Raw genomic sequence first — 21108 nt, forward strand, 5'->3', positions numbered from 1 at the left:
GCAAGCCACTAAATCCAAAATTTATATAAGCCATTTTCCTAGAGCGATTAAGAATATGGATGATTTATTACTTAAGTAATCGTTTATACACTCCTTGTAACAAGTGAGGGATCGAAAATGAGCTTGATTGATGAAAGTACAAAGGATTTTGGAAGCATGAGCGTGTTGCTTCACAGCTTAGGAACTGATTGCTACCGCATTGAGTGGAATAGCAGAATGACCGGAGCCTCAATAAGCTTAATTCGTGTTAAAAAAAACGAATACATAGTTGTGCGAAAATGGGCAACCGCCCGAAATATAGATGACGTATCAGCAGAGTTTGATCGGGCTAACCAAGCACTAATTCATTTTTTAAATAATGTAGATGTAATTAAAAGTAAAAACGAAAGTATTGTTGCAGCTAAAGAGCATTGCATAAACTTATTTACCTCAGCTGAGGGCTTAAAACCAATTAGCCATCCGAGCTTACCTACGCCACGCTTACAAGAAGCCATAGGCAAAGAAGTCATTGTAAAATCAAGTTTAGGCAACTATCTAATATCAAAAGGCATGCTATTACAGCTATTAGGTAATCAAGCCGAAATTCAAGTTAATTCCGACCACCTTGACGAAGGCCAATTAAGGCAAAAGTTTTATACCAAACAAGTTCATGTTTGCTAGTTAATTGCGCCATCAAAACTCAAAGGCAGCTTTACTTTAATGGTAAAGCCATTTTGTTTAAACACCTTAAAAGTGCCGCCTAATGCCGTAGTGCGCTCCTCTATAAACGCTAAACCGTAGTGACCTGAGTTATCTGTTGGGGTTACTAAAGTCCCGTTATCGCTAATTGTTAACTCAATAAATTCGTCGCTGTTTATTATATTTATAATCAGTTTGCTGGCATTGCTGTGCTTCATACAATTGGTTACTGCTTCTTGGCAAATTCGGTAAATAGCTATTTCGTGATCTTTTGAAAGGCTATTATCTAACTTAAATTGTGGCTGATACCTAATATTTGCCTTGTGCAGTAAGTTTTTTAGTCGCCCTTGTGTTATTGCCTTTTCTAAACCGAGTTCATCTAGCTCACGCGGGCGAAGATAATGCATTAATTGATAAACAGAGTCATACATCGAATTAGCATTGTTTTTTAATGTAGTCACAAACGATTGGGTATCTTCGTTACTAAGGTGCGACAAAATAGCTAAATCTGTTTTTAATGCCGTTAGGTTTTGCCCTAATTCGTCATGCAACTCTTGCGAAAGGTGCTTTCGCTCGTTTTCTTGCACCGACACCATTTTGGCAGCCAGCGCCGTGTTTTGAGTTAGCTGCTCTTTAAGCTCTTTATTGGTTTGCTTTAACTCGTTGTTTTTACGTTTAAGCTCAGTAATTGCAGCGCCTAAAACCATACTGGTAATTGCGTTTGCTAAAATAAATAACTGGCTAATGTAGGTATTGCTAGGCTCGTGCGTAATGCTTGCTTCAACAATTATTAACGCGTTAATAAGCGCTGCACTGCTTACAGCCCCTAATGAGCCATACTTATACGAAAACCAAATTATCGGTAATAACGATGCAAGCCTTAATAGCGGGTAGGTGTCTGGGCGAACCGCATAGACAAAAAATATAATTAATATAAAACACACTAAAGTGGCTACTAGGCCAAATAACTTAGTGAGCCTGACTGTGTTAAAACTGTATTTAGAATCGTAAATTAACATAATAAAAGGGGCAATTAACAACGAGCCAGTAATATCGCCTAAGCACATGTTTAACTGATACTGTAGTAGCTCTTTTGCAACCAATACATTTGTAAATTCAAACGCACTGGCAAACAAAAACCACTTTATAGATGTACTCGCAACACAAAGCAGTATTAACGAAAGTATACCTAGGCTGTCGTTAATGCTTGGCGGCCAACGGCTATTTTTAAACACATAAACAAGCGCTATAAAACAAAGCTCCTGCCAAAAGCCATGAAATAAATTAAACTCCCAAACCCCACTGTATGTTAAACCAAGCTGTGCAGCTAAGGCGCGCGACACAACCCATAAGGTGAGCCAATAGCGTGTTGGAGTGAGTAAGTAAAACGCAATTTTTACGCCTGCGGGAATAAATATCGCGCTGCTCTCGGGTACTGTTTCAAGGTTTTGGCTAACCCAAAAAGCGGCAAGTGAAGCAATAAAGTAAATTAGCCCCACCAATAATTGTTTAGCTACCTCTTTGTATGCGGTAGTAAAACTAACATTAAATAAAGAAGAAACGTTAGGTAAGTTCATCTAACTGTATTACTCCCGCATCAATTGCAATTTTTAGCAGTTCAAACGAGGTAGTAACATTAAGTTTGCTGTATATGTTTGCTTTGTGTACATGTGCTGTTTTAGGCATTATTTCGAGTATTTGCGCCACTTGTTTAGCGTTTAACCCCTTAGAAAATAACGGAAGGGCTTCAAGCTCTCTGTTAGTAAGCACAGTTAATGCTAAATTTTCGCTACTCATCGAAAAATTTACGTTTTCACTAATGTATCTTTTACCTAAAGCGACCGCTTTAACTGCATCTATTAGTTCATCAGAGGCAGAGCGCTTAGACACATAACCCAAAGCGCCTAATCGTAAAGCATTGCTTACATAAGGTTCGTGGTCGTGCATGGAGGCAACAATACTTTTAATATGCAGGAAAGACTCTTCAAGGTACGATAAAAAAGAAAGGCCAGTTTCAGTGCCGTTAAGCGATATATCAACAATAAATATATCAGGTTGTTCAAGCTCTACAGCCAGCTTGGCTTCTGTTACGCTGCAGGCTTCAATAATTACTTTCCAATCTGGTTGTAACTCTAAAAGCTTTTTAAAGCTGTCTCTTACTAATTGATGATCTTCTATGATGCCAATGAGCATTTAAATCTCCTTTTATGCTTAAAATAGCGGGGCGGGTAACTAATTACCTAAAACGTTTTAAATGGGTTACCTCACTTAAAAGCAAGGTAACAAAACCAGTGGTTCTAAATTGGTAATTAGTTGCTGGTGGAGATTACAACTAAGCTCTTTTTATAGCAGCTTATTATTACTGAGAAAGAATAATATCAGTAATACCTTCGGCAGATAGTATTTCAATCCAGTAGCCGTCAGGGTCTTTAATAAATGCTAAGCCTTTCATTGAGCCATCATCTGGTTTTTTAACAAACTCAACATCGTATTTTGCAAAGCGCTCACAGGCTTCGTAAACATCCGGTACGCTAATACCAATATGGCCAAAGCCTTTGGGCTCTTGGTTACCGCTGTGGTAGCCCTCAAAGCTGTCGTCGCTTTCAGTGCCCCAGTTATGGGTTAACTCAATTAGCGCAGGGCGACGAAACACCCATTCTGCTTTAGTTCTATCATCACCTTGCGGTAATTCTTGTTCGTAGCCTAAAAAGTAAAGCGTAAACTTCATACCAGGAAAATCATACTTACCTAACAGCTTCATACCTAATACATTTTGGTAAAATTCGAGCGACGGCTTTGGATCTTTAATACGTAACATAGTTTGTTGCATAACAAAGCCCTGAGTGGCCTGTTCAACTTGTTCTGGAGATTCGTTATAGTTAGACATGGTCATCCTTTCTAATAATTAAAAAGCGAAAATAGAGATATAATGCTTAAACCATCATAATCAACCGTAGTTTAAATTTAAACTGTCTAGGTCAAATCATATAATAAAAACAAGGAATTTTATGGCTATAACTATAACTATAACCACAGGCACAATTGATAATGTAACCGCAGTAAGTGAATATATCCCTGAACTACTAACAGCCATTGATAGTGACACTTTACGTAACCGTTTAGAAAACAAAAAAACATTGATATTAGTAGCACATAAAGAAGATACATTAGTTGGTTTTAAAATTGGCTATGAGCTATCTAATACACAATTTTATAGTTGGCTTGGTGGAATGCATTTTAACTATCGTAGATTAGGTATTGCTAAAAAATTACTTGTCCAACAAGAAAAGTGGGCTTATGAACAAGGCTTTACCGATATACACGTAAAATCGATGAACCGGTTTCCTCAAATGCTGACTATGCTAATCACCAATGATTATCATGTTTGTGGCTACGTTGATAATCAAAGCACAGAGCTAAGTAAAATTAAGTTTGTAAAACAACTAACAAAGTAGATGCAGGCACTTTATTCATCGTTATTTAACTTAGCGCCATGTAGGGTTATAAGTAAAAGCTATTTGCCACCTTTAGTAGCAAGGAACCACTATGTTTTATGATGATATGCAGGGATTATTACGTGTACTTACAATAGGTGTACTGGGTTATATTGCACTGGTGTTTTGGCTTCGTGTATCGGGTAAACGTACGCTTTCAAAATGGAATGTGTTCGACTTTATAGTCACCATTGCGCTGGGCTCTATATTAGCGTCTGTTATTATTTCAAAAAGTGTTCCGCTGTTTGAGGGCATACTTGCCTTTGTAGTATTAATTGGGCTGCAATATATTATTACGTGGCTTAGTGTGCGATCGTCAAAATTTGCAGCACTTATAAAAGCAGAACCCACGCTTTTACTGAGTGATGGTGAATATTGCTCGGCTGCACTTAAATCGCAGCGGGTAACAAAATCAGAAATTCGCGCCGCTATTCGTGGTGCGGGAATATTGGCAATAGAAGATGTAGCCGCCGTAGTGCTAGAAACCGATGGCAGTTTTAGCGTACTTAAGCAAAATAACAGCGGGTTAAAAACCGCGTTAAGCGATGTAAGCGGGCGTTAAATTAATACGCTAATAGTTATATTAACTAAGGCAGGTATATTACCTGCCTTATTTTGTATTGAAGGTTATTTTTATTTAGCGTGCTGCTCTAATAAACTAAAGGTAGGTAAGCGCCATTTAAAGCGTATTGATGCCATACGTATTAAGTAACCTGCAACAAGGCTTACAATAATGCTGATGTTGTCGTCAATATTGTAATGGTGCAATGCCAAGAATAAACAGGCAACAAGTAACGATACACTCGCGTATAGCTCGTTATGTAATACAAGCGGCGCTTGGCGACATATTAAATCACGCAGTAAGCCACCAAATACGCCAGTAACAACGGCGGCCACTACACAAATACCGTAATGTAATCCCATATTTAGTCCCACTTGGCAGCCAATAATACTAAAGGCAGCTAAACCCAGCGCGTCTAAGCGCATAAATATACCTTTAAATTTAACCACCCATTTAGCAAGCCAGGTAGTCACAATGCCGGCAATACAGGTAATTAATAAATACTCTGGGTGTTGTACCCACGTAAGCGGGTAATTGCCTAGTAATATATCTCGCACGCTGCCACCACCAATTGCTGTAGCACTAGCAACCAATACAACGCCAAACCAATCCATTTTCATTCGCCCAGCGCTAAGTGAGCCGGTCATGGCTTCTGCGGTAATACCAATAATATAAACAACGGTTAATAGCATGAGATAATCACTTGAAAATTGCACGTAAAAATAAGGTGTGGATTGTATAGATAAATTAAGTAAATAACGAATGAAAAATCACACTAAAAACGCTTAATTCAGATAGGAATAACTAATAACAAAACCCAGTGTAAACAAGCTGTTAAGTTAATGGGTTGGGGAAAGTTAGCAGTGGTGGAATAAAGGACAAATGGCCGTAATTTATAAAATAAAACACGCTATTTTTTCCTTATTTTTAAAGCTCAAAGCTCGATATTTTCCCTATACGGTTAAGTATTTTGCCAACTAATTAGAATATTTAAATTAACCTAATATGAATATTTGGTTGCGTGGTAGCAATTTAGGAACGTATACTAACAAGTGTTAACTTAAATGGAATTTGCGTAATCGCAGCTTAATCAGCACAGGTAAATACATGAACAAAGGATTGTTAAAAGCGTGGAGTGACGAAAAGGGCTTTGGTTTTATTAAATCAGACACCCTAGAACACGACACGTTTATACACATATCAGCGCTCAAACATATGAGCCGCAAGCCCAAAGTAGGCGACACCATTTACTTTGAAGTCGCTACGCAGCCCGACGGTAAAACCAAAGCGGTAAATTGCCGCATAGAAGGCGTTGCAGAGCTTAAAGCACCTTACCAAAAACACAAACAACAGCCGTACCGCATTGCTAAATCTAATTTTGCCAGTAGCTTTTTAGGTAAAGTTGCCTCAATAGCGCTAATTGCTGCACTTTGTTTATATGCATTTAATAAATACAACACTCATTCAAACAGCCAAACTCCCGTTATTACGAATGACGATTTAGCCACCTTTGATGAGCAATATCCGAAGTTTGTTATTCCTAAAAGCACGCAAAATTTTACGTGTGATGGCAGGCAATATTGTACTGAAATGCGCTCACGAGAAGAGGCGGTATATTTTATTAATAATTGCCCGAATACAAAAATGGATGGGGATGGCGATGGAAAACCTTGTGAAAATGATTCACGGTTTTAAAGGCTAGAGCTATAAAGCCTTAAATAAAAATAGAATTAATTGCTGTACAAGTGCGGTTATTTACAATTTGTTCCATAACATTATTAAAAGTCGTTTTGGGGTTAAATAACAAAAGCTACTGAGTAGCAATTGTTATTGTCTGTTTATAAACGAGTTGTTTGGTGTAATTATCGAACAGCGTAAAGTACGCCGTTTTGGGGGGCTATAAACCCCAAAGTGTGGGCTCAATAAGCTGTAAGGAGTTAATCAAATCATGGAGTATCGATGGAAATTATAATTAGTTCGGCAATTTTAGGTACATTGCTTTCGGGTTTATTTTTATTCAGTGTTCATCGGTTAAATCGTAATCATGTAACAATTGAAAATAAAATGAATAGAGTGCATGTGGACTCTATGGCTTTAATTAATAATTCCCTCTCTAAAGAGGCACATGCAGCGAATCATTTATATACAAGAAAAGCTATATGCTATGAAGAGGCTAGTAAAATTGTTGGGGATTTAATCTTTTGGGCTGAGAAGTGTGTTGTACCATCAACTAGTTATAACTTTGGAAGTAAGCCTGATATAGCTAAAAAAATGGCTAAAGCCTACGAAGATCTTAGGCATTACACTCTTCAGTATTCTGCATTTTTTGATGAAAGCTCTGACTTAGAAACTAATTTAGGTTTGCTGATGGGTAGTGTTAATAATATTCAAAACTTAGTTAATTCTAAAGGTTTTAATGCTGGTCAACCTGCATGGATAAATGCAGTAAAAGTATTTCAAGATCAGTTAACTCCTGTAGCAAGTGCCTTCAAAAAAGAAATACATACATTGATGAGTCAAAACTCCTAACAAGAATTTAAAGCGGGGCCGCTAATAGTTTGCTCAGTTTCACTTCGCTACAAAATTTTAGCAAACTATTATCAGTTGCTTAAATGAGCGTTATGCACTTCAGTATTGCCACAAGGATATATCGTGATAAATATAGGTTTTAACTTTACTACTAATGACTTTAGATATTGTGTACTTGAAAAAGATGGTAATGATGTAACCCTCTTAGATAAAAACAAAATTATTTACCCTAAAGCCCTTGATGTAACAAATATGTCTGGCTGGCTTGAAACTCAAATATGTTTACTGCTTGATAAGCACAGTCCTAATCAAGTGGGGTATAAATTACCTCTTGTTTTAAAATCAACTAAGCCGATTCAAAATTCACTATTCCCTCTCGGCGTTCTGAATCTCTGTTGTCACAAGAGAAATATAACAGCAAGCCACTTTACTAGCCAAGGAATTAACGCAACTAAGTTTGGCCTTGCGAAGAAAGATGATGTCTACAAGTATGTAGACGATAACCTTGGGAAGTATCCACCTTATTGGGACAAACCAACGAAAGATGCAGCATTAGTGGCATGGTTCTTACTATGAAAAAGCCAGATAAAATTCGAAAATTCAAGGTTATTGAATTTTTAGGTAATGGAAATTTTGGCTTTGTTTTCCAAGCTTATGACCCTTTACTTAAAGCAGATAGGGCGATAAAGCTAATCAAAGTCGCTAACCCAGATAAATTTGTCGAGGCAGTAAAAGAAGCTCAAACACTGGAAGCATGCCGACACAAGCATATCGTTGATGTTAAGGAAGTTGACGTTTTTGTATATGAAGGAACTCCATGCGTCTATATAGCAATGGAATACTTAGCCAAAGGTTCCATTCAAAAACATCTAGAAAATCGATTTATATCGATTCAAGAATCACTAAAAATAATATCTGAGGCTCTTTTGGGCTTAGAGCATGCCCATAATAGTAATGTCCTGCATCGAGATATAAAACCTGGAAATATTCTTTTTGGGGATAATGGTGAAGCAAAGTTATCAGATTTCGGCTTGGCATTGGATTATCATGTAGACCCATCAGATACTATGGGTTATAGGCCACATCAACCTTTAGAGGTAATAGATGGCGAACCAATGGGCAAGTTGAGTGATATATACGCAATGGGAATTACTCTTTACCGTCTAATCAATAACGTCCCCGATATGGCTTTTAACTTTTCAACGATGGACGAATGGCGGGTTGCGGTTAAAGGGAATAAATACCCCGATAGACAATATCACCCACACGTTCCGAGAAAAATTAAGGCAATAGTAAATAAGGCCATTAACAATAATCCAGATAAGCGCTATCAAAGTGCTAGTGATTTTCGACAAGCTCTTGAGAAATCAGTGCTTTCAATAGACTGGAGCCCATTTAACAATACTACTTGGGTTGGTGTAGGATTAAATGGCGATAATTTTGAGATTGAAAAGATACATAAAAGAAGTGGTTGGACAATTGATTACAAAAGAAACGGCAGGCGATTGAAAGACCATTGTGTAAAACATCTTTCAGATGAAGCGGTTGATGAAGAATTCTTTAAAATCATAATTAACTAGACACCCACTCTAAATTTAAATCATAATTAACTAGACACCCACTCTAAATTTTGCACTTTTCGAAGTTAGAGGCTAGCCTTTATTTAGTGCAAAAAACAAGCAGGGTGTCTTATGGCAATCGCAAGAAAGCGTCAAGTAAGTTTGGTTGATACAAAGTACTATCACTGTATATCACGTTGCGTACGCCGTGCTTTTTTATGTGGTGAAGACCGTTTTACATAACAAATTAACTAGACACCCACTCTAAATTTTGCACTTTTCGAAGTTAGAGAACAATTAATAAGACACCCATCTTAATTTCAGCTTAGTCAGCAGTGCAGAGCAAGTTTTCGGAGTATTAAAAAATGGACTTTGTTATATGCTTAATTTTATTTTTATTGTTCTATATTTTAGTCAATTATATCCAAAGCATTATTGGGTATTACCCTAAACTAGCTAGAGAATATAAAACGAATTTAATTATTTCTGATTCCTCACTTTTAAAATCAAGCAGTATGTACTTGACGAATGTGGCAGATATTTCTCGTGAGAAAAACAGTGAATATCGGACTTGGCTAAATATCAAATCATTTCAGCAAGGTATATTTATAAGCCAAAAACGGATGTTGATTCTACTATTTCCCAGGAGTTTTTTAATACCATGGGAGCAAATTAGTTTAATAAAAGAAAAAACTAATTTTCTTAAAAATCAATATCTTTATAAAGTCGAATGTAAAAAAGAACCTGTTTATATCATTACGAAATTCGATTTATTAAAAAGCGTAAGTAACAAGAATTTACGAGAATAAATGAAGTCAAATCTTGACTTCATACATCAAAAGTTAAATTAGTCGAATAGCCTTGATATAAGCTATTTTACCCTCTAAAAGCGAAGCGCCTCATATCCTCTTTGTGAGTTAGTCTTTAGATTACTAAGAGGGAACAAACTAGGAATGCGCTAAGCGTATACATTAAACGTAAAACATCGGCGAACTAGTACTCTAATACACGCCGATGTTTATAACTTATTTAAATAAGTACATTACTTGTAAGGTATTTGGCCTTAGTCTGCTTTACGGTAAAGGCTTATTAAGCATATCGCTAAAAGTAACGTTGCAATCATGCCTGATGCGCCAGCAACAGCTGATGGCAAAAATCCATCACGACCAAAGGTAATTAAAATACCATTGGCAAGCATTGCAACTCCGCCTGCTAAGGCAGTAAGCCCGCCAATTGCTTTGCCACCTTTAGCGATAAAAGACAGGCCAAAAACAAGTGCTGCTAATCCCAATAATAATTTAGCTGCGTAGTAAATCATGAATGACAAAGAAACCACGCCACCAATTAAAGGTTGTGCGCCTTCTACGGCACCCGCTACTTTTCCAAATGTTGAAAACAAAGTAAGGCCAATGCTTACCTGTACTATGTTAAGAATTGCGCTAAATGTTATAGCCGACCATCCTAGCTGAGCGTTTTGTGCTTGCACCATAGCAGAACCCGCAAAGGCAACAAGTAGAGTGAAAACTACGGCTTCTAGTCCCCATGCATACTGCCTTGAAAAACTAATTTCTGCACTGTAAAGGGCAGTAAAAATAGCCTGAGTTATCGCCAACGCCAACAATAACGATGCTGTAATTAGGGTGGTGCGTTTATGTGTAAATTCCATTATGGACCTCTTATAATTTTATATTTAACGCTTTTAAAAGATGCAGTAGTTTTGCACACATCAAACCGTTGAAACTTTTATATAAATATTGAAACTATAAGACAGGCAAAGCGATTTAAAAATTTCACTAAAACCAATAAAAATAATAATTAATTACAAAAAGGCTAAAACTTGCGCTTTTTATTAAACTTAAACGAGCAAAGTCGCATTGATTTAAGCTGATAAACCTCTAAAAGCGCAGCGCCTCTTACCCTCTTTGTGCATAAACTTTTAAATTACTAAGAGGGTATTTTGCATTCATTCTAGCAATGGGGATAAGCGACTTTGCAAAAGTCACTTACTTTAGTAGGGCAAGTCTATAAAAGGGCTTAAATCGCCTTCATTAAGATAAAAGCCTAAATTGAGACCAGTCACTTAACGCTGTAATAGTTTGTTCTGTGGGAGGGGCAACATAGATCAAACCTGCAATGGCAATAATTGAAGCTAGCGTAATTAGTTTATTATCGAAGTCAGCTATTTTTAAAGCGGTGCCAAAGGTGCGTTTAATGGTGACATTGCTTAAGTCTACACTGTAAATTTCATCTAGTAATAAATGAATTAACCCACCGATTAAAATAAACCCTCCTGTTAACCAGGCAAAGGTGGCTGCTTGTGTGGTTGTTTGCTCGTTTAGTTGCCACGTTATTTGCGTTGTTAACAGCGCGCATAGCACTAAAAATAATAATGAGTGGCAGCTGCCTCTGTGCACGGTTATCCATTCAAAAATAGGCCTAATAATGTATTTCATAAACCCGTACACCAATAACGGCACTACGATTAGCTCTATAAAACTAATTTCGATTATTAGCTCGGTGGTTATGTAATGCAGCACCAGTAATACAGCGCTCAGTGCAAATAAGTTAAAAATAGTATTGAGCGAGGTTGAGTTATCTGAGTCTATGTCGGGTAATAAGCCGCCAATTGAGCCTAAAAACCAAAGCCAGAGTGCGCCCTTTAAATCAATATGGCTTGCAGATAGTAAGGTGGCTGAGGCTAAGCCTGTGATGATTACGGCAGTATTAAGATGAGTATTGAAGTTTGCCATTGTATCTCTTTATGGGAAAAAGTAGGGCATTCTATCAATTGAAAAGTTTATTGTTCAATATTCTTTTTAATTAGATTTTTTATTACTTTGATTAATTACTAATAGTACAATTGTTATTCTGTTTTGTGGTTAGTAGAGCAATCAAGTTGTAATTTTTTTATAAAAATCAATAATACGGACAGTTTTTATTGTCTATTGGCCTTTTGTGTTTTAAATAAAAGCCTAGCTATCAACTTATATAAAACGGCTTAACTGGAATCCACATGAACCAAAATAGATATAAAGCATCGTTTCCTGCGCCTGACATTGGTAGTAACTATTTTGTCTCATCAACTTGGAGCAGTTATGGTTTCTGGGCTTTATTAGCACTGACTCCGCTTGCTCATTACATGATGTACTATACCGAAGATGGTTTAGCGCATGGGGAAGATTTAAACACTTTAGTGTATGTAATACTTGGTGCTATTAGCTTGTTTGTTTTAAATATTGCAGCCCAATCTATATGTTGGTTAGGCAGGCTTTTGGCAGTGGTTTGCTTTAGCATGAGTCTGTTTTTTATTTTATCGATTATCTATCTTAGTATTTATGCTCACTTCCCAGTCGCTTATTTTGGTCCTGTTATTTACTTTGGTTTAGCAGCGTACTTTTATAATAAAGACTATTTGAAAGCCATAAAAACATTATAGCATTTACTATGTAGTTACTAATTCACGCCATCTAATTTTTTATATCGTCATAAAAGGCAACTTTCCCTCGGCCTGTTTCTTTTACGTGATAAAGAGTTTTATCACCGTTGTGCATTAATTGATGTAGTTCATTGCCATCATATGGGGCTATTGCAATTCCTATGCTTGCACCTACGGCGCATGTTTTATTTTGTGAAATATAAATGTCTTGTTGTAACTCGTTTAACAAAGCGATGGATTGCTCACGCGTTGTTGCTTTGTTGTAGGTGTTAACTTGCCTTGCAACAATAAATTCGTCACCGCCTAGGCGGATACACATATCGTTTTTTTCGTGAAAAAGTGTTTTAAATCTGTGCGCTATTTCAATTAGCACTTTGTCGCCGGCTTCGTGTCCGTAGGTGTCGTTAATGGGTTTAAACTTATCTAAATCAATCATCATAAGCACTAAATGTTCATTATGTTTAATACATTCACGTAGTGCTTTTTTAAGGCGTTTTTCACCGGCGCGTCGGTTTAATAAGCCAGTGAGTGGGTCGTGATCGGCTTCAAAGCGGGTTTGCTGTTCGCGTTCTGCGCGCTCGGTTACATCGTGTAAAATTACTTCTACTAGCTGCTCTTGTTTGGGGTTTCGTTTGGTATCTCTTTGGTCTGTTAACCTTACAAACAAACAATGAAACCATACCGTTTTATAGCCCACTTTACACTCTATATCTAGGGTCGCTTGTGGTGGGTTTTTAGCAGAGCGAATATCTGCCAGTAGGCTTTGTAATTCGTCTACATTGCTAAGTAACTCAGGAAAATGCAAGGTTGGTAATTCTTCTTCGCCGGGTACGGTAAAGTAATGCTTAAATGCAGGGTTAAAGGTGGTGATAATGTTTTTGTCATCGAGTAAACAAATACCTGCGCTGGCTTGTTCAAAAATAAGTCTAAATTTAGCTTCTAGCTCTTGAGTTTTTTTACGCAGTGTTTGCTCATTACTAATAGTTAAATGTAGCTCGTGCATTAAGGCATTTATACCTTGGGTTAAACGGCTTATTTCGTCCCGCTTGCCTTGCTTGAAGGTTAGCATTTTAAGGGTTTCTGGCTCGCTTGGATTTATTTTAGCAAAGCTGTCGGTTAGGTTTTGAATAGGCTGTGTAAGCCAGCGCTGAACTACCAGCGATACAAAAAATGCGATAACAATGGATTGAATCAGCATTAAGATAAATTCTTTTATAAGCGCTGACTGTGCTTGTTGTTCAATAAAGTTATCGTCAGGGTATATGGCAAGTACACCTATAAAAGTGTCTTCTATAAAGGGGTGAACTAATTTAATTAAAACAGCTTCATTTTTTTTGTTAGTAGAGCCTTTTGCAATAAATAAATCCATCTCTCCTTTAGGGTTTACTTCTCCTTCTAGGCTTGCACCTTGCACTAAGTCGTTACTGAGTAGGCCGTTAATAATTTCTTGGCTTAATTCTTTGTCATTTAAGTAAGCGGCAATAGCGGCTGTTTTTTCCATTGTTTGCGCTAACTGTTGAACAAGTAGGTAATTTGTATTTTTTTTCTCTTTAAAGCCTGAGTAATAAGAGAGCATAGACGAGAGTAAAGACACAACAATAGCAACTAACGCAATTGATATAGCGACGCGTATGTAGAGTTTTTGGCTAATAATTTTAATCAAATGTGTATACCACTTTTACTGCATCTGTAACTTGCGATAGCGGAATGTAGCCAATTGCAAATTGTGATGCCGCTATTTTGTTTATTGCGTCTTCTACCGATGTTGAAGGCGTGGGTGGCTTTGCGCGCCCTGAAAATAAAAGCCTTGCCCAATACGCATTTATTTTTTGCTCGTCTTTATTAACCAGTTTTAAGTAAAAATCGTTTTTTAATGCTGATTGGGCGGGCAAATCAAGCGGTTTTGAGGTCTCACCATCAGGGAAAGTTAAATACCTGCCCATGTAAATATCAATAATTTCTCGTTTTGATAATGCGTTAATCGCATTGCTTTTATTAACCACGACTACAAACTCTGTAGATTTAGCATAAAAGCTCATAAAAAGCAGGCACAAGGGCAGCAATGCAGTTATAAAAAAGTTACGAGGGCTCATCATTAAAACACCATACTAGCATTTAGACTGAGTATATGTACTTTGTTGCTTTTATTTGCATCAGCAGGATTGCTAAGGCTCCATAGCCCCGCACCTTGAGGCTTTATATCAAAGCGGTCTAACTGCGCTTTAAATACTAAACGATCCGAAAAATGCCATTTTACGCCTACGTTAATAGAGTGCTGGTGAACATTTGTAATTTGAACTGAAGATTGAGTGGCAACCGCGAGTTGTTGTATGGGTACTGAAAACTGCTCAGGAGTACCTGGTGGGAAAATAGGGCTGTTTACTTCAACTACATCATGGCGATTTTTAGCTGCCGTAAAGCCTGTGTAAAATATTGCATCATCTACTCTGTAGCCCGCACTAATATAAGTGCTAAATACAGATGGAGCTATTATCCAATCGGATTCTGAAATACCTAACTCAGATTGAATAAGCCAATTATTATTATCGTAAGTAACGCCAAAGGCTGCGTATTCTATGCTGTTGCCTTTGGTGTTAAATTTGTTAGATATACTTTGTGCTTGCGGCCATACACTTTGTGGTACTAAATCGAGTGCGGTTATAAATTCGTCCAACGCGGTTAGTTTATAATCGCCAAAGTTTGACCTTGATAACGAAAAACGCATTGTCCATGCATCTAAAGAGTAGGTTGCGCTAAAAGTTGTTAAGTTATCAAAATCAATAAAAAAGTCGTCATTATAGGCTTGTAGCTTGGCTGTTGTACTACCATAAGCAAGTTTTAAACGTAAAAAACCGTCGTTAATTGCTTTGCTGTATTCCACATCTACACCATCGAAATTTCCTGCAATGTTTGCAAACGAGTAGTACGAATGAGGCGGGCGCACCCATAAATAGGCATATCCTACGTAAGGGTATTCCGATAGTAAGTAAAGGTCGCTATTTAACCTGCCTGCACGAATAGCCCAATGACGGGTAGGGCGATAGCGTACAAAGGCGAGTTCTAAAAAATTATCAAAGCTTTTAAAGGCATGATCTTGTATTACTAGTTGAACTACAGAGTCCCAATTTTTGGCTAGTGATATATTAGCCTGACCACCTAAAATTGAATCACGCGTTGCTGAAAAACCAGATTCGTTCACATTTGAATAACTCGATGCAAAGCCAATATCTGAATCGTCCGTGTAGCTGAGTGTTAAGGATGCAAAACCACTAAATTGTACATCTATGTCGTTTGCATAGGTTTTATTAGCAGCAGAAATTGCCAATATTGCTATGGCAATTGTACCTCGGAACAACATGTTAGCTCGTATTTTTATAATGTAGATAGTAAAAAGATAGCACAATTTATTAAATTACCAACTTAAGCATTACAGTGGCTTATCAATTAAATACAAAAAAACATGACATCCTCCTAAATTTTGTACTTTGTTAAGCGAAGTACTGGGACATAAGAAAAGCAAGGCGGAAAATTTGTGTTATCCATTGTTATAAGTGGCGACAATATAGATTATGAATAGGGCGGTTTTTTGATATTACTAAACTTAAAACGTGTTGGTTATTGGATAAGCTTTATTTTTATAAGGCTGCTTAAATTAGGCAGCCATTTGTATTTAAAACTTTAAAAGCGATTATTTAAAATGGTGCATAGCAATCATTTGGTTTGTTTGGGTTAGTCCAGCGCTGTTTAGCATCAACAGGAATGCGTGGTGCGCCTTGTGCTGGTAATCGACCGCGCTCCCCATACAACCACAATACAAAGTTAGTTCGCTCGCCACTGGTAATAGGCTTGGCTGCGTGTGCAATATTGCCTCGATGTAACATGGCAGTACCAGGCTTAAAGGTAAGTGATTTAATGTCACCTGTGTACGGGTGATAAAAGTCCACTTGTGACCCTGTAAACTCTTCGCCTGGTAAATTTAGGTTAATGTTAAGCGTTACAGCTGATGCGTCGGTATGTGGGCGAATTGACGAATCTGTATTTGGCTCATAATAAATTGAAAAGCCAAATGTTTGTGTATCAAACCCCATAACTTCCGGGAACAGCATACGTGAAATAGGGCGCATATAAGTGTTTAGTATTTCGTTATAAAATGCTTGAAAGCTTGGCGCGGCTAAATAACCTTCTGATCGGCTATCAAGCATGGCACCACGGCGATTTAACACTATGCCGTATGGCGGGCGCATAGGGATTTGCGAATTCCATACTTGTTCTAAATATCCGCGTAATACTGCTAGTCGCTCAGGATCAAAAAATTGAAATTGAAACACATCAGGCGCTACTTCGTGTAATAACGCTTTTACGGCTAGCTCTTTTGATGGATCTTCCCATGCTTGTTTTACTGCTTCACGTATGTTTTTATCAAGTAGTGTGTCGTCTAGCGTAAACGTTGAGCTATCTATTGATGTTGCTTCCCATTCGCTCCACGCGTTTGCAATTAGGTCAGTGTTGTTTATCCAAAAGTTTTGTACTGCTGGTTCACGGTAAAGCATGGCTTGTCGTGTTGGTAACTCTAGAGCACGCGCTAGTTGTAATTGGTTGGCAAACATTTTGTGTAACTCCAGCTGTTAAATTTTGTTTATATCAATCTAGGAGTGCAATTTATTGTATTTGATTTAGTAGATAAACAGCCTGCTTTAGGAAACAGAATATACTATTTATTGATAATGAATCCTAAAACTGAGTATCTTAAGTCAAGCAGTGCTGTCCACTTAAAGCGAAGTGACATGTATCCTATTTGCTATTCAAGCATTTAGCTTAATAACAAAGGCTTTATGAAATAGACGGTGTATAAATAAACCTTTATTATAAATTCCTTATTTTGCCTATGTTATAGCTAGGATTTAATAGCAATATAAAATGGAGATTAATTGTGGAAGATAAATTAAAAGAAAAAAGTGTGACGCAGAAATTTTTTGGTGAATATTCTTGGATGTATCAAGTTTCAGCGTTTGTTGCTTTTATTATGGTTATTTACATTAGCTTTAATGGAGAGGGAAATGTTTGGACACAGCTTGTGAATGGTGATTTTAATTCTGCTTTGCTTGTTAGCATTGTTGGTTACTTATCTGAATTTAGATATCGATTTATTAAAGAATCTCGCAATAACTAAAATATTAAGAAGCTGATAATTAAATCAGCCTTTTAATATTTTACAGTGGATTACCTGATTAAACGCGATTAATGGGTTGCTCTGTCGCCCCAAATTTCTTCTAGGCGGCTGTCACGACCACAACGCCAACGATAAGTGTTGTATCGGATTGGATTGTTTTTGTAATAATCTTGATGAAAGCTTTCCCTCCCTTTTATAGGGTAAAAGGTGCTTGCGTTTAGTATAGGTGTAACCACAGTTTGATTAGGGAACTCGGCAACTACTGCAGCTTTTGTTTTTTCAGCTAATTTACGTTGTTCGTCGTTTTGTACAAATATAGCGCTTAAGTAACTAGGGCCTTTATCGCAAAATTGGCCTCTGGCATCAAAAGGATCAATATTAACCCAGTAATGATCAAGTATGCCTTTGTAGCTTACTATGGCTGGGTCGTAAGTAATTTCTACGGCCTCGTAATGGCCTTTATGATTACCATTGTACGTTGGATTTTTAAGTTTACCGCCAGTAAAGCCCGATATTACATCGGTTACGCCTTCTAGTTTTTCAAAGTCGCTTTCCATACACCAAAAGCAACCTCCAGCTAAAACGGCTTTTTCGGTTTTAGCTGCATGAGTAAATGTGCTAAACAATATTGCGGCAGATGTTAATGCTAATGCGAGTGATTTTTTCATAAAGTTATCCACCTGTAGAGTGAGTTTATAAATGCTTGTAAAGTTAGACCCGCTAAGTGCTAATACTATTTCATTGTAGAGGCATTGTATTATCAGGCTAACACTTATCTATGGTGTAAAATAAGTTTTATAGTGATAGGGCTTGTCGTTAGATCACTTTTTAAGTGAGCAGCATGGTTTAATTAGTTTAGCCATATAAGTGTTATTTAATGGGGTGTTGAATTATGCTGGCTTGTTCATTAAAGTGACAACATTCGAGATATAAATTAGCAGGTGATAAATGAACCAGTTAACTGAAAAATCAATAAGCTGCCCTTATTGCGGCAAAAGTATAGAAGTATTACTTGATGCAGCAGATATTGATGAGCAATACATAGAAGACTGCCAAGTATGCTGTAAGCCTATTTCGTTTGTAGTATTTGAAGATGAAGACGAGTTAAACGTTAATGTTTACAGTGAAGACGATGCATTTTAACTCGTTAATTAGATAGTAGGCTGCAAAATTGCAGCCTTTTTACTGTGTATGTGTTTGGTTAGCTATTTTGCTCACGCGCTAATTGGTTAGGAAGAAGTTCTTCTACTATTTCACGTGCTGGAAGTGTATAGCGTGTGCCGTCAAACATTACTGAGGTAAACTCGTTAATATTAGTAATGCCTGTTAAGGTCCAGCCTTCGCCGCGCTTTGGGCAATATACTGTGGTAGTGGGTTGTATTACTTTAAAATCGTCACTCATTACGTTATCTACTCTTTTTGCTTTAAAGATAATGCTTGTTAATGGGGTATGGTAAGTTAATAATGCTTGCCCATAAAGAGCTAATTTAACTAACCACTTAAATAAAATGTTTAATACCACAAAGCTTGAACGCGTTACGCTGCGTTTAATTACCCACAAACACGCTGCGTGTTTATTTAATATTTTAAACCATCCTCACGTGTCAGAATTTAACGACTACGATACACCCCTTAGCAAAACACAAATTAAACAATTAATACAAGATGATATTAGCGCCTATTACGAAGGCGAAGTGATTAGAGTTGCAATTGAACATAATACATCTGGAAAGTTAATGGGTACTTGTGGGCTTTATAATTTAACGCCCTGTAAAAGTAATGCATTTATAGGATTTGAGCTGCACCCCGACTTTTGGGATAAAGGTGTAATGTTTGAGGTAGTCACTGGCTTCACTAAAGAGTTACTTGAGCATATTCCGCTTAAACATTTATCGGCTGAGGTGAGTGCACACAATGCACGCTCTCATAATTTACTTATGAAGTTAGGCTTTAGTTTAAGAGAGAATTCTATTTGGCATAAATCGCTTTAACGTAAAACGACAAATCTTTAAATCTTTGCGAGTGTAAATAAAATACAAAAAATAACGGCTTTCTATTATAGTTAAGCGTAAGCAAATGAATTTGTTACCCGTGTTTTATTAAATATTTACGCTTAACAAGGATTTTATATGCTAGAAAAACTCTCTCAAGATGCACTTGTTATTTGGGCTACCATTGATCCAATAGGCACGATGGCGTTGTTTGCTGCGCTTACTTCTCACTTAACCGATAAACAACGTCGTAAAACAGCTTTTAAAACGGTGCTTTATGCAGGCTGTGTATTATTGGGTTCTATTTTAATAGGGCAGCTAATACTCAATGCGATGGGAATTAGATTGGTGTCGTTTCAGTTAGGTGGCGGTATTATATTGTTTTTGTTTGGTCTGCAAATGATTTTTGGAAACGATTCTAACAAAGCTAAACAAGACCCTGAACACGATATTGCGGTGTTTCCGCTAGCTATACCAGCAACTGCGACCCCTGGTGCTATTTTGGCGGTGATACTACTTACCGATAACCACATACACCCAATCACCACTCAAATAGGCACAGCGCTTGTTACACTTGGTGTGCTTGGCATTACATTAATATTGTTGCTGCTTTCGGGTAAAATAATTAAGCTTATTGGTACTGGCGGCGCGTCTATTTTAACGCGTGTTATGGGGATGATTTTAGCCGCATTTTCGGTTGAGCTTATTATGACCGCGCTTGAAATAAAACAATGGGTTAAGCTCGATTAAATAACTCCTAAACATTTAAAGGAATGCCGCATGGCAATAAAAATAACAAAACACTATTTTATTAATTTAAGTTTAGCCGTAGTCATTTTTGCTATCTGTATTTTAGCCATACGTTATTACAACCATTATGTATCGGCCTATACCGATGTAACAATTAACTCAAGCGTGCTTAATGAGTCGCGCAAAGTGTTTATAAGATTACCCGCTAATTACAATCCTAAAAGAGCGTATCCGTTAATTATTAAAACCGACGGTAACTTTAATTTAGATACATGGGATAAAGCACTTACAAAACAAGCTAAGAGCGAAAAAGGGGATAAGGCTATATTGGTGTCTATTCCTAATTTGTTTTTTACAGATACACGTAATCGCGATTTAGTGCCTCCTTATGCTCGCCAAGATGTAAATACACAAGCGCGCCCAGAAGGTGAAACACTTATAGAGCCAAATGGTGAAGCCGACAAGTTTTTAGCGTTTATTGAAACTGAGTTACTCCCTTATTTATCAGCAAAATATAAGCTTAGTAATAACCGTGTATTAAGTGGTTTTTCGGCAGGTGGTAGCTTTGTACTTTATACACTGCATACAAAGCCTGAATTGTTTAATGGCTACTTTGCCTTTAGCCCAGCGGCTTGGTATGACGATATGACAGTGGTTAATAATGTAGAAGCATTTTTAACTACTCAAGCAAATAAAATTAAGTCGCCTACTTATTTATACCTTTCGGTGGGTGGAGCAGAGCATCCGTTAATGTTAAAAGCGTTTGATAATTTAGAGTCTGCTTTAACAGCAAACCCTAATAATAACCTTGTGTGGCAAAGTGCTATAAACAAAGGTGCTGAGCATTCAGATAATCCAACACTGAGTGTATCAAAGGCATTAGCTGGTTTTAGTAAGTTTATTAAAAAGTAGGTTAGATAGGTTTAATCGGTAGCTGTA

At 37.2% G+C, this 21108-nt stretch carries 25 protein-coding genes and 1 pseudogene; 14 read left to right on the top strand and 12 right to left on the bottom strand.

All coding sequences use genetic code 11. The features are described from left to right. Window positions 1-117: 117 nt before the first annotated feature. Window positions 118-660 carry a hypothetical protein gene (locus H5159_RS02725; RefSeq protein ID WP_039487923.1) on the top strand — a complete coding sequence of 181 codons (543 nt, stop codon included), beginning with the start codon at window positions 118-120 and terminating at the stop codon, window positions 658-660. Here the strand turns inward: H5159_RS02725 and H5159_RS02730 are convergent. The 3 genes from H5159_RS02730 to gloA form a co-directional block, all read right to left on the bottom strand. Continuing rightward, complete coding sequence (locus H5159_RS02730) at window positions 657-2255, bottom strand: MASE1 domain-containing protein (RefSeq protein ID WP_182779666.1); 1599 nt, start codon at window positions 2253-2255, stop codon at window positions 657-659. The genes H5159_RS02725 and H5159_RS02730 overlap by 4 nt on opposite strands. Further along, window positions 2242-2871: a response regulator transcription factor gene (locus tag H5159_RS02735; RefSeq protein WP_182779667.1), complete on the bottom strand. Its 630-nt coding sequence runs from the start codon at window positions 2869-2871 to the stop codon at window positions 2242-2244. The genes H5159_RS02730 and H5159_RS02735 overlap by 14 nt, the downstream gene beginning before the upstream one ends. A gap of 166 nt (window positions 2872-3037) precedes the next feature. After that, a complete protein-coding gene (gene gloA, locus H5159_RS02740; protein ID WP_182719845.1) occupies window positions 3038-3565 on the bottom strand; it encodes a lactoylglutathione lyase in 528 nt (175 codons plus the stop codon). Window positions 3566-3686: 121 nt separating this feature from the next. Between gloA and H5159_RS02745 the strand changes: the two genes are divergently transcribed. Both H5159_RS02745 and H5159_RS02750 read left to right on the top strand, forming a co-directional pair. Further along, complete coding sequence (locus H5159_RS02745) at window positions 3687-4133, top strand: GNAT family N-acetyltransferase (RefSeq protein WP_220496423.1); 447 nt, start codon at window positions 3687-3689, stop codon at window positions 4131-4133. A 91-nt stretch (window positions 4134-4224) separates the two neighbouring features. Then, a complete protein-coding gene (locus H5159_RS02750; RefSeq protein WP_182779668.1) occupies window positions 4225-4734 on the top strand; it encodes a DUF421 domain-containing protein in 510 nt (169 codons plus the stop codon). Window positions 4735-4805: 71 nt separating this feature from the next. Here H5159_RS02750 and H5159_RS02755 read toward each other — a convergent pair whose 3' ends face one another. Continuing rightward, entirely contained in the window at window positions 4806-5426 is a 621-nt protein-coding gene (locus tag H5159_RS02755; protein ID WP_182779669.1) for a trimeric intracellular cation channel family protein, read from the bottom strand. Window positions 5427-5841: 415 nt separating this feature from the next. Between H5159_RS02755 and H5159_RS02760 the strand changes: the two genes are divergently transcribed. The 5 genes and pseudogenes from H5159_RS02760 to H5159_RS02780 all read left to right on the top strand — a co-directional run. Then, complete coding sequence (locus H5159_RS02760) at window positions 5842-6429, top strand: cold shock domain-containing protein (RefSeq protein ID WP_182779670.1); 588 nt, start codon at window positions 5842-5844, stop codon at window positions 6427-6429. Window positions 6430-6693: 264 nt separating this feature from the next. Beyond that, window positions 6694-7263 carry a hypothetical protein gene (locus tag H5159_RS02765; RefSeq protein ID WP_024604295.1) on the top strand — a complete coding sequence of 190 codons (570 nt, stop codon included), beginning with the start codon at window positions 6694-6696 and terminating at the stop codon, window positions 7261-7263. 123 nt (window positions 7264-7386) lie between these two features. Beyond that, complete coding sequence (locus H5159_RS02770) at window positions 7387-7839, top strand: hypothetical protein (RefSeq protein ID WP_024604294.1); 453 nt, start codon at window positions 7387-7389, stop codon at window positions 7837-7839. Next, window positions 7836-8843, top strand: a complete 1008-nt coding sequence (locus H5159_RS02775; protein ID WP_158000941.1) for a serine/threonine-protein kinase — start codon at window positions 7836-7838, stop codon at window positions 8841-8843. Before H5159_RS02770 ends, H5159_RS02775 begins: the two co-directional genes overlap by 4 nt. A gap of 111 nt (window positions 8844-8954) precedes the next feature. Beyond that, window positions 8955-9062: pseudogene (locus H5159_RS02780) on the top strand (transposase); the annotation flags it as partial. 823 nt (window positions 9063-9885) lie between these two features. Here H5159_RS02780 and H5159_RS02785 read toward each other — a convergent pair. Continuing rightward, window positions 9886-10488: a thiamine biosynthesis protein ThiC gene (locus H5159_RS02785; RefSeq protein ID WP_182779671.1), complete on the bottom strand. Its 603-nt coding sequence runs from the start codon at window positions 10486-10488 to the stop codon at window positions 9886-9888. Window positions 10489-10870: 382 nt separating this feature from the next. Further along, on the bottom strand, window positions 10871-11572 hold the full coding sequence (locus H5159_RS02790; protein WP_182779672.1) for a metal-dependent hydrolase: 702 nt from the start codon (window positions 11570-11572) through the stop codon (window positions 10871-10873). A gap of 263 nt (window positions 11573-11835) precedes the next feature. On the opposite strand from H5159_RS02790, the gene H5159_RS02795 reads away from it, so the two are divergent. After that, on the top strand, window positions 11836-12258 hold the full coding sequence (locus H5159_RS02795; RefSeq protein ID WP_182779673.1) for a hypothetical protein: 423 nt from the start codon (window positions 11836-11838) through the stop codon (window positions 12256-12258). Between the two features lie 31 nt (window positions 12259-12289). Here the strand turns inward: H5159_RS02795 and H5159_RS02800 are convergent, their stop codons facing one another. The 4 genes from H5159_RS02800 to H5159_RS02815 form a co-directional block, all read right to left on the bottom strand. Then, window positions 12290-13921 (bottom strand): sensor domain-containing diguanylate cyclase, encoded by a 1632-nt coding sequence (locus H5159_RS02800; protein ID WP_182779674.1) that lies wholly within the window; start codon window positions 13919-13921, stop codon window positions 12290-12292. Beyond that, a complete protein-coding gene (locus tag H5159_RS02805) occupies window positions 13914-14354 on the bottom strand; it encodes a hypothetical protein (RefSeq protein WP_182779675.1) in 441 nt (146 codons plus the stop codon). The genes H5159_RS02800 and H5159_RS02805 overlap by 8 nt, the downstream gene beginning before the upstream one ends. Continuing rightward, entirely contained in the window at window positions 14354-15616 is a 1263-nt protein-coding gene (locus H5159_RS02810) for a hypothetical protein (RefSeq protein ID WP_182779676.1), read from the bottom strand. Before H5159_RS02810 ends, H5159_RS02805 begins: the two co-directional genes overlap by 1 nt. 334 nt (window positions 15617-15950) lie before the next feature. Next, window positions 15951-16865, bottom strand: a complete 915-nt coding sequence (locus tag H5159_RS02815) for a 2OG-Fe(II) oxygenase family protein (protein ID WP_182779677.1) — start codon at window positions 16863-16865, stop codon at window positions 15951-15953. Between the two features lie 323 nt (window positions 16866-17188). On the opposite strand from H5159_RS02815, the gene H5159_RS02820 reads away from it, so the two are divergent. Next, window positions 17189-17428 carry a hypothetical protein gene (locus H5159_RS02820; RefSeq protein ID WP_182693899.1) on the top strand — a complete coding sequence of 80 codons (240 nt, stop codon included), beginning with the start codon at window positions 17189-17191 and terminating at the stop codon, window positions 17426-17428. 68 nt (window positions 17429-17496) lie between these two features. On the opposite strand, the gene msrA is transcribed toward H5159_RS02820, so the two are convergent. Next, window positions 17497-18096, bottom strand: coding sequence for a peptide-methionine (S)-S-oxide reductase MsrA (gene msrA / locus H5159_RS02825; RefSeq protein WP_182779678.1), 600 nt, complete (start codon window positions 18094-18096; stop codon window positions 17497-17499). 280 nt (window positions 18097-18376) lie between these two features. Here msrA and H5159_RS02830 point away from each other — a divergent pair, with 280 nt between their 5' ends. Continuing rightward, window positions 18377-18571, top strand: a complete 195-nt coding sequence (locus H5159_RS02830; protein ID WP_182779679.1) for a CPXCG motif-containing cysteine-rich protein — start codon at window positions 18377-18379, stop codon at window positions 18569-18571. Between the two features lie 58 nt (window positions 18572-18629). On the opposite strand, the gene H5159_RS02835 is transcribed toward H5159_RS02830, so the two are convergent. Further along, the gene (locus H5159_RS02835) at window positions 18630-18830 is read right to left on the bottom strand and encodes a hypothetical protein (protein ID WP_002962626.1); all 201 of its coding nucleotides are present in this window, start codon (window positions 18828-18830) and stop codon (window positions 18630-18632) included. 106 nt (window positions 18831-18936) lie between these two features. Here H5159_RS02835 and H5159_RS02840 point away from each other — a divergent pair, with 106 nt between their 5' ends. The 3 genes from H5159_RS02840 (at window position 18937) to H5159_RS02850 (ending at window position 21081) form a co-directional block, all read left to right on the top strand. Next, entirely contained in the window at window positions 18937-19419 is a 483-nt protein-coding gene (locus H5159_RS02840; RefSeq protein WP_076924647.1) for a GNAT family N-acetyltransferase, read from the top strand. A gap of 138 nt (window positions 19420-19557) precedes the next feature. Next, the gene (locus tag H5159_RS02845) at window positions 19558-20169 is read left to right on the top strand and encodes a MarC family protein (protein ID WP_076924648.1); all 612 of its coding nucleotides are present in this window, start codon (window positions 19558-19560) and stop codon (window positions 20167-20169) included. A gap of 30 nt (window positions 20170-20199) precedes the next feature. Then, a complete protein-coding gene (locus H5159_RS02850; protein WP_182779680.1) occupies window positions 20200-21081 on the top strand; it encodes an alpha/beta hydrolase in 882 nt (293 codons plus the stop codon). Window positions 21082-21108: the final 27 nt, after the last annotated feature.

It is taken from the genome of Pseudoalteromonas sp. SG43-1 (assembly GCF_014164415.1).
Classification (GTDB): domain Bacteria; phylum Pseudomonadota; class Gammaproteobacteria; order Enterobacterales; family Alteromonadaceae; genus Pseudoalteromonas; species Pseudoalteromonas distincta.

Bases quoted from the DNA above. Each gene is read 5' to 3' on its own strand.
- H5159_RS02725 (WP_039487923.1), top strand. From the start codon at position 118: ATGAGCTTGATTGATGAAAGTACAAAGGATTTTGGAAGCATGAGCGTG.
- H5159_RS02730 (WP_182779666.1), bottom strand. From the start codon at position 2,255: ATGAACTTACCTAACGTTTCTTCTTTATTTAATGTTAGTTTTACTACC.
- H5159_RS02735 (WP_182779667.1), bottom strand. From the start codon at position 2,871: ATGCTCATTGGCATCATAGAAGATCATCAATTAGTAAGAGACAGCTTT.
- gloA (WP_182719845.1), bottom strand. From the start codon at position 3,565: ATGTCTAACTATAACGAATCTCCAGAACAAGTTGAACAGGCCACTCAG.
- H5159_RS02745 (WP_220496423.1), top strand. From the start codon at position 3,687: ATGGCTATAACTATAACTATAACCACAGGCACAATTGATAATGTAACC.
- H5159_RS02750 (WP_182779668.1), top strand. From the start codon at position 4,225: ATGTTTTATGATGATATGCAGGGATTATTACGTGTACTTACAATAGGT.
- H5159_RS02755 (WP_182779669.1), bottom strand. From the start codon at position 5,426: ATGCTATTAACCGTTGTTTATATTATTGGTATTACCGCAGAAGCCATG.
- H5159_RS02760 (WP_182779670.1), top strand. From the start codon at position 5,842: ATGAACAAAGGATTGTTAAAAGCGTGGAGTGACGAAAAGGGCTTTGGT.
- H5159_RS02765 (WP_024604295.1), top strand. From the start codon at position 6,694: ATGGAAATTATAATTAGTTCGGCAATTTTAGGTACATTGCTTTCGGGT.
- H5159_RS02775 (WP_158000941.1), top strand. From the start codon at position 7,836: ATGAAAAAGCCAGATAAAATTCGAAAATTCAAGGTTATTGAATTTTTA.
- H5159_RS02785 (WP_182779671.1), bottom strand. From the start codon at position 10,488: ATGGAATTTACACATAAACGCACCACCCTAATTACAGCATCGTTATTG.
- H5159_RS02790 (WP_182779672.1), bottom strand. From the start codon at position 11,572: ATGGCAAACTTCAATACTCATCTTAATACTGCCGTAATCATCACAGGC.
- H5159_RS02795 (WP_182779673.1), top strand. From the start codon at position 11,836: ATGAACCAAAATAGATATAAAGCATCGTTTCCTGCGCCTGACATTGGT.
- H5159_RS02805 (WP_182779675.1), bottom strand. From the start codon at position 14,354: ATGATGAGCCCTCGTAACTTTTTTATAACTGCATTGCTGCCCTTGTGC.
- H5159_RS02810 (WP_182779676.1), bottom strand. From the start codon at position 15,616: ATGTTGTTCCGAGGTACAATTGCCATAGCAATATTGGCAATTTCTGCT.
- H5159_RS02815 (WP_182779677.1), bottom strand. From the start codon at position 16,865: ATGTTTGCCAACCAATTACAACTAGCGCGTGCTCTAGAGTTACCAACA.
- msrA (WP_182779678.1), bottom strand. From the start codon at position 18,096: ATGAAAAAATCACTCGCATTAGCATTAACATCTGCCGCAATATTGTTT.
- H5159_RS02830 (WP_182779679.1), top strand. From the start codon at position 18,377: ATGAACCAGTTAACTGAAAAATCAATAAGCTGCCCTTATTGCGGCAAA.
- H5159_RS02835 (WP_002962626.1), bottom strand. From the start codon at position 18,830: ATGAGTGACGATTTTAAAGTAATACAACCCACTACCACAGTATATTGC.
- H5159_RS02840 (WP_076924647.1), top strand. From the start codon at position 18,937: ATGTTTAATACCACAAAGCTTGAACGCGTTACGCTGCGTTTAATTACC.
- H5159_RS02845 (WP_076924648.1), top strand. From the start codon at position 19,558: ATGCTAGAAAAACTCTCTCAAGATGCACTTGTTATTTGGGCTACCATT.
- H5159_RS02850 (WP_182779680.1), top strand. From the start codon at position 20,200: ATGGCAATAAAAATAACAAAACACTATTTTATTAATTTAAGTTTAGCC.